Source organism: Streptomyces sp. NPDC060002 (assembly GCF_042737245.1).
Taxonomy (GTDB): Bacteria; Actinomycetota; Actinomycetes; order Streptomycetales; family Streptomycetaceae; genus Streptomyces.
On the sequence record NZ_JBHWUW010000011.1, the window covers coordinates 119,325 to 134,055 of the forward strand.

At 69.9% G+C, this 14,731-nt stretch carries 14 protein-coding genes; 4 read left to right on the forward strand and 10 right to left on the reverse strand.

From position 1 onward, the window contains the following. Positions 1 to 5: 5 nt before the first annotated feature. The gene (locus ACFWBD_RS13430) at positions 6 to 1,265 is read right to left on the reverse strand and encodes an MFS transporter (RefSeq protein WP_385666455.1); all 1,260 of its coding nucleotides are present in this window, start codon (positions 1,263 to 1,265) and stop codon (positions 6 to 8) included. Between the two features lie 121 nt (positions 1,266 to 1,386). Between ACFWBD_RS13430 and ACFWBD_RS13435 the strand changes: the two genes are divergently transcribed. After that, positions 1,387 to 2,403 (forward strand): LacI family DNA-binding transcriptional regulator, encoded by a 1,017-nt coding sequence (locus tag ACFWBD_RS13435; RefSeq protein WP_385666457.1) that lies wholly within the window; start codon positions 1,387 to 1,389, stop codon positions 2,401 to 2,403. Between the two features lie 63 nt (positions 2,404 to 2,466). Here ACFWBD_RS13435 and prcA read toward each other — a convergent pair whose 3' ends face one another. From prcA to arc, 6 genes are all read right to left on the reverse strand, one after another. After that, positions 2,467 to 3,204: a proteasome subunit alpha gene (prcA, locus tag ACFWBD_RS13440; protein ID WP_385666459.1), complete on the reverse strand. Its 738-nt coding sequence runs from the start codon at positions 3,202 to 3,204 to the stop codon at positions 2,467 to 2,469. A gap of 62 nt (positions 3,205 to 3,266) precedes the next feature. Beyond that, entirely contained in the window at positions 3,267 to 4,112 is an 846-nt protein-coding gene (gene prcB / locus ACFWBD_RS13445) for a proteasome subunit beta (protein ID WP_385666461.1), read from the reverse strand. Then, on the reverse strand, positions 4,064 to 4,657 hold the full coding sequence (locus ACFWBD_RS13450) for an endonuclease VII domain-containing protein (protein WP_385666463.1): 594 nt from the start codon (positions 4,655 to 4,657) through the stop codon (positions 4,064 to 4,066). Before ACFWBD_RS13450 ends, prcB begins: the two co-directional genes overlap by 49 nt. Before the next feature lie 33 nt (positions 4,658 to 4,690). Further along, positions 4,691 to 4,909, reverse strand: a complete 219-nt coding sequence (locus tag ACFWBD_RS13455; protein ID WP_385666465.1) for a ubiquitin-like protein Pup — start codon at positions 4,907 to 4,909, stop codon at positions 4,691 to 4,693. Between the two features lie 188 nt (positions 4,910 to 5,097). Next, on the reverse strand, positions 5,098 to 6,609 hold the full coding sequence (dop, locus tag ACFWBD_RS13460; RefSeq protein ID WP_385666467.1) for a depupylase/deamidase Dop: 1,512 nt from the start codon (positions 6,607 to 6,609) through the stop codon (positions 5,098 to 5,100). Positions 6,610 to 6,842: 233 nt separating this feature from the next. Then, positions 6,843 to 8,609, reverse strand: a complete 1,767-nt coding sequence (arc, locus tag ACFWBD_RS13465; RefSeq protein ID WP_385666469.1) for a proteasome ATPase — start codon at positions 8,607 to 8,609, stop codon at positions 6,843 to 6,845. 243 nt (positions 8,610 to 8,852) lie between these two features. Between arc and ACFWBD_RS13470 the strand changes: the two genes are divergently transcribed. Continuing rightward, on the forward strand, positions 8,853 to 9,158 hold the full coding sequence (locus ACFWBD_RS13470; protein WP_385666471.1) for a ferredoxin: 306 nt from the start codon (positions 8,853 to 8,855) through the stop codon (positions 9,156 to 9,158). A 57-nt stretch (positions 9,159 to 9,215) separates the two neighbouring features. Here ACFWBD_RS13470 and ACFWBD_RS13475 read toward each other — a convergent pair whose 3' ends face one another. The 3 genes from ACFWBD_RS13475 to ACFWBD_RS13485 all read right to left on the reverse strand — a co-directional run bounded on the left by ACFWBD_RS13475 (position 9,216) and on the right by ACFWBD_RS13485 (position 12,667). After that, positions 9,216 to 9,794: a hypothetical protein gene (locus ACFWBD_RS13475; protein WP_385666473.1), complete on the reverse strand. Its 579-nt coding sequence runs from the start codon at positions 9,792 to 9,794 to the stop codon at positions 9,216 to 9,218. A 262-nt stretch (positions 9,795 to 10,056) separates the two neighbouring features. After that, positions 10,057 to 10,959 (reverse strand): tRNA (adenine-N1)-methyltransferase, encoded by a 903-nt coding sequence (locus ACFWBD_RS13480; RefSeq protein WP_351762526.1) that lies wholly within the window; start codon positions 10,957 to 10,959, stop codon positions 10,057 to 10,059. Positions 10,960 to 11,011: 52 nt separating this feature from the next. Next, complete coding sequence (locus ACFWBD_RS13485) at positions 11,012 to 12,667, reverse strand: site-2 protease family protein (protein ID WP_385666475.1); 1,656 nt, start codon at positions 12,665 to 12,667, stop codon at positions 11,012 to 11,014. Between the two features lie 187 nt (positions 12,668 to 12,854). Between ACFWBD_RS13485 and ACFWBD_RS13490 the strand changes: the two genes are divergently transcribed. Beyond that, positions 12,855 to 14,006, forward strand: coding sequence for a RecB family exonuclease (locus ACFWBD_RS13490; protein ID WP_385666477.1), 1,152 nt, complete (start codon positions 12,855 to 12,857; stop codon positions 14,004 to 14,006). A 14-nt stretch (positions 14,007 to 14,020) separates the two neighbouring features. Further along, positions 14,021 to 14,692, forward strand: a complete 672-nt coding sequence (locus ACFWBD_RS13495) for a response regulator transcription factor (protein ID WP_020128315.1) — start codon at positions 14,021 to 14,023, stop codon at positions 14,690 to 14,692. Positions 14,693 to 14,731: the final 39 nt, after the last annotated feature.

The following is a 14,731-nucleotide window of genomic DNA, read 5'->3' on the forward strand; positions in this document are numbered from 1 at the left end:
GAACATTACGCCCGATCCCCTGAACTGAAACGGGGTTCGGCAGCACGGTTTGGATCATTTTCCGATGAAGCCGCAACGACCCCACTTCCGGCGGGAACTGCCATTACCCGCCCTGTGGCCAGCAAAACCACCAGCGACACGGCGCCCGCGACAGCCGGCACGGTGAAACCCCACGACGCGCCGCCGGCCTCTACGACCGGACCCGTCAGGCCCGTTCCCACCGACGCGCCGACCGTGAACGTCGTCACCAGCCAGGAGAACGCCTCCGTGACCGTCCCGCGCGGCGCGTGCCGGTCCACGATGACGAACGCGCACGCGATGGCGGGCGCCAGGAACACGCCCGCGAGCGCCGTCAGCGCCACCATGGCCACCGCACCCGGCATCAGCGTCAAAGGCAGGTAACACACCGCCAGAAGCGCCACCAGGCCCCGCAGTCGCCGCTCCGGCGGCCCCTCCCACCGCCGCGCCCCGTACGCCACGCCACCGACCAGCGCGCCGAGACCCAGCGCCGCCATCAGCCAGCCGTACACCGCGTCACCACCGTGGTCGTCCGCGTACGGCACGGACGCCACCGTGATGGAACCGAGCGCGACACCGATGAACAGGAACGCGCCGAGGAGCGCCAGCAGACCGGGAGACCGCAGCGCGCCCAGCCAGTGCGCCGCGCGGGGGGCCGAGCGCCACGCGCGCGAGGGCGGCGACACGACCACCGACAGCGCGCCCACCACCCCGACCGCGTTCAGCAGCAGCAGAGCGCCCTGCGCCGACCACACCGACACGCACAGGGTCACCAGCAGCGGCCCGACGGTGAACATCACCTCCTGCGCCACCGCGTCCATCGCGTACGCCGTGTGGACCTGGTCCTCGCGGCGCAGCACCCCCGGCCACAGTGCCCGCAGGCCGCCCTCCAGGGGCGGCGTGAAGAGTCCGGCGGCCGCCACCGCCGCGTACGCGAGCGGCAGCGGGTCCGTGCCCACGAAGGCGAAGGCCGCCATGGCGAGGGCCGAGGCGAGCGCTGCGGGCAACTGGACCCGTGGCTGTCCGTGCACGTCGACGAGCCGCCCCAGCAGCGGCTGCCCGACGGCGTTGGCGACGCCGTACACGGCCGCCAGCGCGCCCGCGAGGCTGTACGTGCCGCCCTCCGCCCGCACGAACAGCACGATCGCGATGGCGGCCGTGGCGTTGGGCAGTCGGCCGACGAGGGTGCCGGTCAGCAGCCGGGCGGCATGCTTCGCCCTGAGGATCTCCAGGTATCCCGTGGCCAATGTCCCGCCTCCGTCGGCTCGCCCGAGGCGATGGCCCGCCTCGGAGGTTTTACGTATAACGTCTCTCGTCATACGTACCATGTGCGCTGTTCGCCAGTCCAGACGAAGGAGCAGACCCACGGTGGCACGAGGTAGCACGCGCCCGACGAGCCGTGACGTCGCCCAGGCCGCGGGGGTCTCCCAGGCCGCCGTCTCCCTCGTCCTCGGCGACAAGTGGCGCGGCCGCGTCTCCGAGGCCACCGCGGAACGCGTACGGGAGGCGGCCCGCGAACTCGGCTACCGGCCCAACCTCGCCGCCCGCAACCTCCGCCTCGGCCGCACCCGCACGGTCCTGCTCGTCGTCCCCGCGCTGACCACGGAGTTCTTCGCCGGCGTCTACACCGGGGCGGCACGCGTAGCGGCCGAGCACGGCTTCGGCGTGGTCCTCTACCCCTCCCCCGAGGGCGTCGGCCCCGCCCGCGACCCCTTCGCCTCCGCCCAGGCCGCCCTCGACGGCGTCCTCGCCTCCTCGATGGCCGCCGACGCGCTGACCGCCATCCGCGGCGACCAGCTCCCCCTGGTGATGCTGGACAGCGACCCCTCCGGAAGCCTCGGCGCCGCCACGGTCAACCTCGACATCACCGACGGCGTCCGCCAGGTCGCCGACCATCTGCTGGGCCTCGGCCACCGCCGCTTCCTGCACCTCGCGGCCGACATCCCGTCCTGGACCTTCGAGGTACGCGCGCGTGAGCTCGCCGCCCGGGTCGGCGCGACGGCGGGGACCTCGCTGCGCACCGCCCCCGCCCCGATCTCGATCGACGGCGCCCTGGCCGCCGCGGAGGCGGCGCTGAGCGCTCCGGGACCGCGGCCCACCGCCGTCGTCTGTGACGACGACAAACTCGCGGCAGGCGTCTACAAGGCTCTGCGGCGCCTCGGCCTGCGCGTCCCCGACGACGTGTCCGTCACCGGCCTGGACGACCTCGCCCTGGCCACCGCCCTCGACCCCGAGCTGACGACGGTGCGGCTGGACGCCGAGCTGTTCGGCGAACGAGGCATGCGGGCCCTCCTGGCCGTCCTGGAGGGCCGCACACCGGACGGCGGGGATATCCCCGTCGAACTGGTCGTACGGGCCTCCACGGCGTCACCGAACGCCTCCTGAGACGCCCTGCGCCCCGGCCGAATCATCGACCGGGGCGCACAAGGGTGTGAAACGTGGACGGTGTCACTCCTCGTCGGAGCTCTCCGCCTCCGTGGCCGCGCCGTCGATCTCCAGCAACCGGCCCAGCTGACGGCCCACGATCCGCTTGAACTTGCGTGACTGCGGCCGGGTACGGTCCAGCACCGCCACCTCCAGGCGCTCGGCGGGAATCTCCCGCTCCGTGCCGTTGGTGTCGCGCGACAGGGCCTGCACGGCCAGCTTCAGCGCCTCGGCCAGGCTCATGCCCTCCTGGTGACGCTGATCCAGGTAACTGTTGATCTGCTCGGCGTTGCCGCCGACCGCCACCGAGCCGTGCTCGTCCACGATCGAACCGTCGTGCGGCAACCGGTAGATCTGGTCCCCGTCCGGCGTGGCGCCGACCTCGGCCACCACCAGTTCCACCTCGTAGGGCTTCTCGCCCGCCGAGGAGAAGATCGTGCCCAGCGTCTGGGCGTACACGTTGGCCAGACCACGGGCGGTCACGTCGTCACGGTCATAGGTGTAACCACGGAGATCGGCGTACCGGACGCCGCCGATCCGCAGGTTCTCGTACTCGTTGTACTTGCCGGCGGCCGCGAAGCCGATCCGGTCGTAGATCTCACTGAACTTGTGCAGCGCACGGGACGGATTCTCACCGACGAACACGATGCCGTCGGCGTACTGGATCACGACGAGGCTGCGCCCGCGCGCGATGCCCTTGCGGGCGTACTCGGCGCGGTCGGCCATCGCCTGCTGGGGTGAGACATAGAACGGAGTCGACACCGGTTATCCGTCCCTTTCTGTCGAAGTCACTGGATCACCTGGGATGAGAACGGGGCCGCCGGCTACAGCAGGGCGGCGCGAGGGCCGTCCGGCTGCTCCAGGCGACGCGCCAGGATCGAGCGGGCGATCTCCGACGACTCCTCGTCGGTGAGCCGGCGGAAGCCGTCCTCGGTGATCACGGTGACGATGGGGTAGATCCGGCGTGCGACATCGGGACCACCGGTCGCCGAGTCGTCGTCCGCCGCGTCGTAGAGGGCCTGGACCACGAGGGTCGTGGCATCCGACTCGGACAGGCCGTTGTGGAAGAGCTTCTTCATCGCCCCGCGCGCGAAGACCGAGCCGGAGCCGGTGGCGGCGTAGTTGAGCTCCTCGGAACGGCCGCCCGTGACGTCGTAGGAGAAGATCCGGCCCCGGTCCCGGTCCACGTCGAACCCGGCGAAGAGAGGCACGACCGCCAGACCCTGCATGGCCATGCCCAGGTTGGAACGGATCATGGTCGACAGCCGGTTCGCCTTGCCCTCGAGCGAGAGCTGAGCTCCCTCGACCTTCTCGAAGTGCTCCAGCTCCAGCTGGAACAGCTTCACCATCTCGACGGCCAGGCCGGCGGTACCGGCGATTCCGACGGCCGAGTACTCGTCAGCCGGGAAGACCTTCTCGATGTCCCGCTGCGCGATGACGTTGCCCATCGTGGCGCGACGGTCACCGGCGAGCACGACACCACCGGGGAACGTCACGGCGACGATCGTCGTGCCGTGCGGCGCCTCGATCACACCCTGCGTCGGGGGCAGCTGCCGCTTGCCGGGCAGCAGCTCCGGCTGGTGGTCGGAGAGAAAGTCCATGAAGGACGAGGACCCGGGCGTCAGGAAGGCAGCCGGTAGACGCCCGGTGCTACGAGTGTTGGCTTCCATGGAGTTCCTTCCAGGTAAGCGGCTGCCCGACGAACAGCGTCGGGATCGTCTCCCAACTTGCCGATGGCCGAATTGCAGTTGAAGCACAGTACGCCACGGACCCTACCCGTCTCGTGGCAGTGATCCACATGCGCGGCAGGAGCTTTCAGGCAGATCACGCAGAGACCTCGCTGAGCGGCCACCAAGGTGTCGCGTTCGGCTTCCGTCATGCCGTACTGGCGCTTCAGGTGTCCACGACGACCCTTGACTGCTTTGCATGCCTTGCAGCAGGTCGCAAGGCCGTCGGACGCTGTCGCGTTGCGGTGCCACTCGCTGTGCGGCTTGATCTCCTCACAGCTGCGGCAGAACTTGTGCCCCTCGGGCGTCTCCACCCGCGGCCGCACGTTCCGGCCCTTCGCGAGTTGGCGAGCCTGGTGATATGCCGCCCAACACTCCCGGCAGTAGGCCTGCAACCCGTCCTTCGCCGCCCTGTTACTGGCGAAGGCTGCCCGTGGCTTCGACTCCCCACACCGCGAGCAGCTCTTCACAGCATCTTCGATTGCCAATTTCAGAGACCCCCGCAGCCTTCAATTCGAAGGCTACTCGCCGCCCTTCTGAACGAAACTTCGAACGAAATCCTCGGCATTCTCCTCGAGTACATCGTCAATCTCGTCAAGAACCGAGTCGACGTCGTCGCTCAGCTTCTCCTGACGCTCCTTGAGGTCCTCCGACGCCTGCGTCTCGGGCGCCTGCTCCTCGACCTCCTCCGTGGAGCGCGTCGCCTTCTGCTGGCCGCCGCCGGTGTCCTTGGTCGCCATAACCCTCACCCCGCTCTTTCGCCCGACATGGTCGACAGGTCGGCATTCCTGCCGATCGGTGATGATCAGACCCTACAAGCCGGGTCCGACATCGGCCCCGCAGTTGCCACAACGTACGGGGGCCACCTCGATGATTCCCGGACGGGAGGGTTTCCACCCCGTCCCGGAAGTTGCGTCCGGGTGGTCGTTCAGCCGCCCGAGAGGACCTTGACCAGGTCTTCTGCCGTCCGGCAGCGGTCCAGAAGCTCCTTGACGTGATTTCGCGTTCCGCGAAGAGGTTCGAGGGTTGGGACGCGCTGGAGCGAATCCCGGCCCGGCAGATCGAAGATCACCGAGTCCCAGGAGGCGGCGGCGACATCGTCGGCGTACTGCTCCAGACAGCGGCCGCGGAAGTACGCGCGGGTGTCCTCCGGGGGCTTCGTGATCGCCCGCTCGACCTCGGTCTCGTCCAGCAGGCGCTTCATGCGGCCACGGGCCGCGAGACGGTTGTAGAGGCCCTTGTCGGCCCGTACGTCGGCGTACTGGAGGTCCACGAGGTGGAGGCGGGCGGCGTCCCAGTCGAGGCCGTCACGGCGCCGGTAGCCCTCCATGAGCTCCCGCTTGGCGACCCAGTCCAGTTCGCGGGAGAGGCTCATGTGGTCGTTCTCCAGACGGTTGAGGGTGTCCTCCCAGCGCGCGAGGACGTCCTTCGTCTGATCGTCGGCGTCCGAGCCGAACCGCTCCTCCACGTACTTGCGCGACAGCTCGAAGTACTCCATCTGCAACTGGACCGCGGTGAGCGTACGGCCGCTGCGCAGGGTGACCAGGCGCTTGAGGGTCGGGTCGTGGGAGACCTGGTGGAGGGTGCGGACCGGCTGGTCGACCGCCAGGTCCACCGCGATGAAGCCGTCCTCGATCATCGACAGGACCAGGGCCGTCGTGCCCAGCTTCAGGTACGTCGAGATCTCGGAGAGGTTCGCGTCGCCGATGATCACATGGAGGCGGCGGTACTTCTCCGCGTCGGCGTGCGGCTCGTCACGCGTGTTGATGATCGGGCGCTTCAGCGTCGTCTCCAGGCCGACCTCGACCTCGAAGTAGTCGGCGCGCTGACTGAGCTGGAAGCCGTGCTCATGGCCGTCCTGGCCGATTCCCACGCGGCCGGCGCCGGTGACCACCTGGCGCGAGACGAAGAAGGGCGTCAGGTGGCGCACGATGTCCGAGAAGGCGGTCTCCCGCTTCATCAGGTAGTTCTCGTGCGTGCCGTAGGAGGCGCCCTTGTTGTCGGTGTTGTTCTTGTAGAGGTGGATGGGCTGCGCGCCGGGCAGTGCGGCGGCACGCTCGGCCGCCTCGGCCATGATCCGCTCGCCGGCCTTGTCCCAGAGGACGGCGTCACGCGGATTGGTCACCTCGGGCGCGCTGTACTCCGGGTGTGCGTGGTCGACGTAGAGGCGGGCGCCGTTGGTGAGGATGACGTTGGCGAGGCCGATGTCCTCGTCGGTGAGCTGGCTGGAGTCGGCGACCTCGCGGGCGAGGTCGAAGCCGCGCGCGTCCCGCAGCGGGTTCTCCTCCTCGAAGTCCCAGCGGGCCCGGCGGGCCCTGTGCATCGCCGCCGCGTAGGCGTTGACGATCTGGGACGAGGTGAGCATGGCATTGGCGTTGGGGTGGCCGGGGACGGAGATGCCGTACTCCGTCTCGATGCCCATTACTCGCCGTACGGTCATGCGGCCCTCCTTGCCCGGCGGCACCCTCGGTCGTGGGCGCCGCTCAGATACCGGTGGTGCTCCGGCGCGTGTGCGGTGCCCGTCCCCGCACTGCGCGACCCGGCGGTACGGAAGAGCCTAGAACGCCTCCGCGCTGGTGGGGAGATCATTTGCGTCATTGCCTTGCTCCAGCCGTGGCCCGGAAAGCAGTCGGCTGCGGGTACCCGTGGTGGGCACCCGCAGCCGCCCTGTTCTTACAGGTACTGTCCGGTGTTCGCCACCGTGTCGATGGAGCGTCCGGTGTCCGCGCCCTGCTTTCCGGTGATGAGGGTACGGATGTACACGATCCGTTCGCCCTTCTTTCCGGAGATCCTGGCCCAGTCGTCGGGGTTGGTGGTGTTCGGCAGGTCCTCGTTCTCCTTGAACTCGTCCACGCATGCCTGGAGGAGGTGGGAGACCCGAAGGCCCTTCTGGTTGTGGTCGAGGAAGTCCTTGATGGCCATTTTCTTGGCACGGCCGACGATGTTCTCGATCATCGCGCCGGAGTTGAAGTCCTTGAAGTAGAGGACTTCCTTGTCGCCGTTGGCGTAGGTGACTTCCAGGAAGCGGTTTTCCTCGGATTCGGCGTACATGTGTTCCACGGCCGTCTGGATCATGCTCTGGACGGTGATGGTCCTGTCGCCGGCGTGTTCGCCCACGTCGTCCGGGTGCAGCGGGAGGCGCGTGGTGAGGTACTTCTGGAAGATGTCCTTCGCCGCCTCGGCGTCCGGACGCTCGATCTTGATCTTCACGTCGAGGCGGCCGGGCCGCAGGATCGCGGGGTCGATCATGTCCTCACGGTTGGAGGCGCCGATGACGACCACGTTCTCCAGACCCTCGACGCCGTCGATCTCGGCGAGGAGCTGCGGAACGATGGTGTTCTCCACGTCCGAGCTGACGCCGGAACCGCGGGTACGGAAGAGGGACTCCATCTCGTCGAAGAAGACGATGACGGGGGTGCCCTCGGAGGCCTTCTCCCTCGCACGCTGGAAGACGAGGCGGATCTGCCGCTCGGTCTCACCGACGTACTTGTTGAGGAGCTCGGGACCCTTGATGTTGAGGAAGAAGCTCTTGCCGGTGGCCTGACCGGTGACCTCGGCGACCTTCTTGGCCAGCGAGTTGGCCACGGCCTTGGCGATGAGCGTCTTGCCGCATCCGGGAGGTCCGTAGAGCAGGACGCCCTTGGGCGGGCGCAGCTCGTGCTCCTTGAAGAGGTCCGGGTAGAGGTACGGGAGCTCGACGGCGTCGCGGATCATCTCGATCTGGTTGCCCAGACCACCGATCTGCTCGTAGCCGATGTCCGGGACCTCTTCGAGGACGAGTTCCTCGACCTCGCTCTTGGGCACGACCTCGTAGACGTAGCCGGAGCGGGGTTCGAGCAGGAGGGCGTCGCCGGGGCGGATGACGACGTCGAGGAGCGGCTCGGCGAGCCGGACCACCCGTTCCTCGTCGGTGTGCCCCTGCACGAGGGCGCGCACGCCGTCCTCGAGGATCTCCTTGAGGGTGACGATGTCGCCGACGCTCTCGTACTCCATGGCCTCGACCACGTTGAGCGCTTCGTTGAGCATCACTTCCTGGCCGCGTCGAAGCTCTTCGAGCTCGACGCCGGGGCTGACGTTCACCCGGAGTTTGCGGCCCCCGGTGAAGATGTCGGCCGTGCCGTCCTCGTTCGCCGTGAGGAAGACACCGAAGCCGGCCGGCGGCTGGGCGAGCCGGTCGACTTCCTCTTTGAGGGCCACGATCTGGTCGCGGGCCTCACGGAGTGTGTTCGCGAGCCGCTCGTTCTGGGCGGACACGCCGGCCAGGTTTGTCTGTAGTTCGACGATCCGCTCTTCGAGAATCCTCGTGTGCCGCGGAGAGTCGGCGAGCTTGCGTCGCAGGACGGCGATCTCCTGCTCAAGGTAGGCAATCTGCCCGGACGGGTCGTCGGACCCTCGTCCCGGGCGGATGCCGCGGTTCATGTCGTCGTCGTGGGCTGCCACGGTCCTCACCTCCTCCAAGGGGAGCTGGACGCTTCCAGACCCTACCTGGGTGGGTGTCGATTGAAACCCCTAGATCACAAAGACTGTCGGGGTGTGTCCGATCTTCACCCTTGCGCTCTCCCTCACGCCAGGGGAATACCCACCGAACACGGTCCGGAAGCCGCCGAGGGTAGGGTCGAAGTGTTCAACACCCGTCAGAGCCTGCATGGTTCCCTGGCGGCTCGACAGTAAACGGCAGGAGATATGGGCGTGCAGCAGGAGGCCGGTGTCGGCAGCGAGGAGCTGGAGGTCTGGATCGACCAGGATCTCTGTACCGGTGACGGGATCTGCGCCCAGTACGCGCCCGAGGTGTTCGAGCTGGACATCGACGGTCTGGCCTACGTCAAGAGCGCCGAGGACGAGCTGCTCCAGGCCAAGGGGGCCACGACCCCGGTGCCGTTGCCGTTGTTGACGGACGTGGTGGATTCGGCGCGGGAGTGTCCGGGCGACTGCATTCATGTGCGACGCGTTTCGGACAGCGTCGAGATCTACGGTCCGGACGCGGAGTGAGGTCGCGGACGCGCACTGTCACGCCTGTCTGATTTCTCACAGGGCTGACGGCCCGGATCAGACGCTGTGGGCGCCCGCGGGCGTCGAGCGGACGAACCGGTCGTCCTTCCACTGCCACTTGGCGCTGTCCTTCACGTCGGGGCAGCAACTGGGTACGTCGGCCGTGGAGTAGCCGAGGAGCGTGGCGAGGACGGCTCCGTCGGTGACGGAGAGGCTCGTGACGGTGTTGCGGGCCTTGGGGTCGACGAGGGTCGCGACCACGCGCGCGTGGGTGCTGTCCGCGCCCTGGGTGAGGACGTAGACGCCGTCGGGCGGGGTTCCCATGGGGGCGTCGCAGTGGACCACGGCGACGGTTTCCGGGGCGCCGTCGCCGTCGAGGTCGCCGCTGGCCTTCTTGACCACGAGGGCCTGTACGGGGCCGCATTCGAGCGGGAAGTCGACGCCGGTCGTGGCGGGGGCCGCGGTGGCGACCGGGGCGGGTCCGGCGTCCGGGCCCGCGGCCTGGGCGGCTGTCGCGGGTTTGGGTTGCAGGAGCGAGGAGAAGGCGACGACGCCGGCGAGGGCGGCGGCGGTCGCGACCCAGTGGATCGGCCGGGTGTGGGTGTGTGCCAGTTCCGGGACGGCGGACTGCTGCACTGGCAGTGTCTCCTGTGGTGGCTGTGCCGGTGGGGGTGGGGGATTGGCCAGCATCGTGCCACACGCCACAGGGTGGGGGAACGGCGGGGTACGGGATATCGGACGCGGATCCGTGACACGTCGCCCTACCGTGCCGAGGCGTGCCGACGGACGCTGGACCGGTGTCCGGTCGACGCCAACGACAAGGCGCCGCGGCCGAGTTCCGGGTGGTCCGGGAACTCGGTCACGGCGCCTTGTCGTCGAACGCTGTGCTGGGGCGGCGTCAGCGGCCGCTGCCTCCGTCGGCGTTGGGACCCGTGTAGTCCTCGCCGTAGGCACCCTTGGCGGGGCGGCGGCGGCGCATCGGCGGCTCGACGCCGTCGGCGAGGCGACGGGCGGTGAGCAGGAAGCCGGTGTGGCCGATCATCCGGTGGTCCGGGCGGACCGCCAGGCCCTCCACGTGCCAGTTGCGGATCATCGACTCCCAGGAGGTCGGCTCGTTGAAGGAGCCGATCTCGCGGATGGACTCGACGGTGCGGGCGAGCTGGGTGGTGGTGGCCACGTAGCAGCACAGGATGCCGCCGGGCACGAGGGCCTTGGAGACGGCCTCCAGGCACTCCCAGGGGGCGAGCATGTCGAGGATGACGCGGTCGACGTCGGTGTCGGACAGGTTGTCCTGGAGGTCGCCGACGGTGAGCTGCCAGGCGGGGTGCGGGCCGCCGAAGTAGCGCTCCACGTTCGCTTGCGCGATCTCGGCGAAGTCCTCGCGGCGCTCGTAGCTGTGCAGCATGCCCTGGTCGCCGATGGCGCGCAGCAGGAAGCTGCTGAGCGAGCCGGAGCCGACGCCGGCTTCGACGACGCGGGCGCCGGGGAAGATGTCGGCGAAGGCGAGGATCTGCCCCGCGTCCTTCGGATAGACGACGGCTGCCCCACGGGGCATGGACAGGACGTAGTCGGGGAGCAGGGGGCGCAGCGCGAGGTAGGCGACGTTCCCGGTGGTGCGGACAACGCTGCCCTCGGGAGCACCGATCAGCTCGTCGTGCGGGAAGGAACCCTTGTGGGTGTGGAAATTCTTCCCGGCCTCGAGCGTGAACGTGTAGTGGCGGCCCTTGGGGTCGGTCAGCTGAACCTGGTCCCCGACCTTGAAGGGCCCGCGCCTGCGGGCGGCACCGGTCGGTTCGGACATGTGAACAGCCTACCGGGGTTTGCCGGGGCCGCCGACCACGGGGACGACCACGCTAGGACGGCCTGGCCATGGCCTTGACGAAGGCGCGCTCGACGTCGGCGGCGGACAGGACGCCGAAGATCTCGCCGGTCTCCTCGACCACGAGGTACTCGGTGGCGGGGGTGGCCCGCAGGACGTCGAGAAGGTCCTCTCCGGCCAGCTCGGCGGAGACGCGCATGCCGTCGGTGAGGTCCTGGGCGAGGCCGCTGACGGCGACCCAGGGGCGGCGGTGTTCGGGCACCCCGACGATGGCGGCCTCGCGGACGAGGGAGAGGGGATCGCCGTGGGCGTCGACGACGACGAGGGCCCGGGCGCCGGCGTCGTTGGCGCGGCGCAGGGCCTCGGAGAGGGGGGTGTGGGTCTCGACGGGGACGGCACGCCGGGTGAGGGTGCGGGCGCGCAGTTCGGGGAGGTGTTCACGCAGGCGGGCCATGCGCAGGCTGTTGCCGGCACCGGTCCAGATGATCGCGGCGAGGATGGCCGCGAGGAGGGCGTCGGTGACGGTGTCCATGCCGACGCTGTCCTCGGCGCTGGAACCGAGGGCGCCTGACTGGGTGAGCAGCGGCAGGCCGATGAGGACGGAGACGGCGAGGGCGCGGCCGACCCAGGCGGCGGCGATGGTGCCGTTCATGGGCTTGCCGGTGAGCTTCCAGACGACGGCGCGGAGCATGCGGCCGCCGTCGAGGGGAAGGCCGGGCAGCAGGTTGAAGATCGCCACGATGAGGTTGGAGATCATCAGGCCGGCCAGCAGGACGCCCGGGACGGTGCCGGGCTCCACGGGCTGCATGGCGAGGTAGAAGAGGCCGGCGAGGACGAGGGAGAGCAGCGGGCCGACGAAGGCGAGCCAGAACTCCCGGCCGGGGGTCTCGGCCTCCTTCTCGATCTCGGAGACGCCGCCGAAGAACTGGAGCTGGATGCGGCGGACCGGGAGCTTGAAGCGGAGGGCGGCGATGGTGTGGGCGAGTTCGTGGATGAGCACGGAGGCGTAGAAGGCGACCGCGAAGAAGAGGGAGACGAGGTAGCGGAGGGCGCCGAGTTCGGGGAGTACGCGGTCGAGCTGGTTGCCGAAGACCCAGGTGATGAGGGCGGCGACGAGGAACCAGCTGGGCGCGACGTAGACGGGGACACCGAAGGGACGGCCCATGAGGAGGCCCCCGCGCGGCTGCTCCGGGGGGCGCTGGGGCGGGGGGCCCTTCGGGAGCATCGGGGCGGGGGCAGGGGTGGGGGCGGGAGGTACCGGTTGCCCGGTCTCGGCCGCGGTCCCGGTGCCGGTCCCGGCAGCGGCCCCGGTGCCGTTCCCGTTCCCGGCCCCGGCTCCGGTCTCGGGGTCGGCCTCGGCTCCGGTCTCGGGGTCGGCCTCGGCTCCGGTCTCGGGGTCGGCCTCGGCGTCGCCGTTCGCATCGGGGACGCGGTGGTCGTCGCCGGGTGCCGAGGGCCCCTGTGGAGCGTTCCCACCGTCGGCCGACGCGGCTTCGGCGGACGCGGCCCCGCCCGGCTCCGGTGCCTCGGACGTGGCCGGCGCGGGTTCCCTGTCGGGCGTGGCCGGGCCGGGAGTGCCGGGGTCCGGGGTCTGCGCGAGGTCGGTGGCCGGAGACGCAGGTGTCGCGGGGTGCTCGGCCGACTGTTCGTTGTCCGGCCGCGGCCGCCCGGTCCCGCCGCTTTCCACCACGGTGTCCCCTCGTCGAAGCGTCTCCCGCTCGTGCAGGGCGGGAGGGTCTCGGACCGATGGTATGCGGCGGTCGTGACGTGTTCCGCCCCGGCACCCCCCGTGTTTCCGCGGTCGTCGCCGGTGTTCGGGACGAGCCGTGGTGCGCGGACTGGGTGACTGTCCGTGGTGGGCCGTAAGGTCTGGGGTCATGGAGAGCAGCAGCGAGGGCGTCGCCCGGGTGGGCGACGGCGGTGTCGTGGAGGATCCGGCGCACACGGAGGCGAGCCCGGCGGAGTCGGCCCCCGCGGAGTCCGCCGCCGCGGAGGCGATCGTCCCGGGGCCGGCGGTACCGGAGTCCGCCGCCGCGGAAGCCGCCGCCGCGGAAGCGATCGTCCCGGGGCCGGCGGTACCGGAGTCGGCCGCCGCGGAAGCCGCCGCCGCGGAGGCGGTCGTCCCGGGGTCGGTGGTGCCGGGGTCGGTGGCGACGGCCGTCGCCGCCAAAGCGCCCGCCTCGCTCTCGCCCTCGCGGGCCGGTGACTTCATGCAGTGCCCGCTGCTGTACCGGTTCCGGGTGATCGACCGGCTGCCGGAGAAGCCCAGCCCGGCGGCCACGAAGGGCACGTTGGTGCACGCGGTCCTCGAGCGGCTGTTCGACGCGCCGGCGGGCGAGCGGACCGCCCCGCGGGCCAAGTCGCTGATCCCGGGCCAGTGGGACCGACTGCGGGAGACGCGGCCGGAGGTCGTGGAGCTGTTCGCCGACGATCCGCAGGGCGAGCGGCTGGCCGGCTGGCTGGTGGAGGCGGAGCGGCTGGTCGAGCGCTGGTTCACGCTGGAGGATCCGACGCGGCTTGAGCCCGCCGAGCGGGAGCTCTTCGTCGAGACCGAGCTGGAGTCGGGGCTGCGGCTGCGCGGGATCATCGACCGGGTCGATGTCGCGCCCACCGGCGAGGTGCGGATCGTCGACTACAAGACGGGCAAGGCGCCCCGGCCGGAGTACGCCGAGGGCGCGCTGTTCCAGATGAAGTTCTACGCCCTGGTCGTGTGGCGGCTGAAGAACGTCGTCCCCCGGCGGCTCCAGCTCGTGTACCTGGGCAGCGGTGACGTGCTGACGTACGACCCGGTACTGGCCGATCTGGAGCGGGTCGAGCGCAAGTTGCTCGCACTGTGGGAAGCCATCCGGCTGGCGACGGAGACAGGTGAGTGGCGGCCCCGGCCGACCAAGCTGTGCGGCTGGTGCGACCACCAGGCCCACTGCCCGGAGTTCGGCGGCACTCCCCCGCCGTATCCCCTTCCCGTGACGCTGCCGGTGAGGGCGGCGGAGTCCGAGGGCGGAGCTCAGGGCAGAATGGGGCCGGGCTAAAGAAGGAGACATACGTGGCCATCCGCGTCCTACTCGTCGACGACCAGCCGCTGCTGCGTACCGGCTTCCGGATGATCCTGGAGGCCGAGCAGGATCTCGCGGTCGTCGGCGAGGCCGGAGACGGCCTCCAGGCTCTCGACCAGGTGCGGGCGTTGCAGCCCGATGTGGTGCTGATGGACATCCGCATGCCGCGGATGGACGGGGTGGAGGCGACCCGGCAGATCACCGGGCCGGGGCGGGACGGGCCGGCGAAGGTGCTGGTGCTGACCACCTTCGACCTCGACGAGTACGTGGTGGAGGCGCTGCGCGCCGGGGCGAGCGGGTTCCTGCTGAAGGACGCGCCCGCCAACGAACTCGTCCAGGCGATCCGGGTGGTGGCCTCGGGCGAGGCCATGCTGGCGCCGAGCATCACGCGTCGGCTGCTCGACAAGTACGCCACGCATCTGCCCTCGGGCGACGAGCCGGTGCCGGACACGCTGCACACGCTGACCGACCGTGAGGTCGAGGTGCTGAAGCTGGTGGCGCGCGGGCTGTCGAACGCCGAGATCGCCGCCGACCTCTTCGTCAGCGAGACCACCGTGAAGACGCACGTGGGTCACGTGCTGAACAAGCTGGGCTTGCGCGACCGGGTGCAGGCCGCGGTGTACGCGTACGAGAGCGGTCTGGTGCGCCCCGGCGCGCAGTAGCACGGCAAGAGCTGGAAGAGACGAGAAGAAACAGGAAGG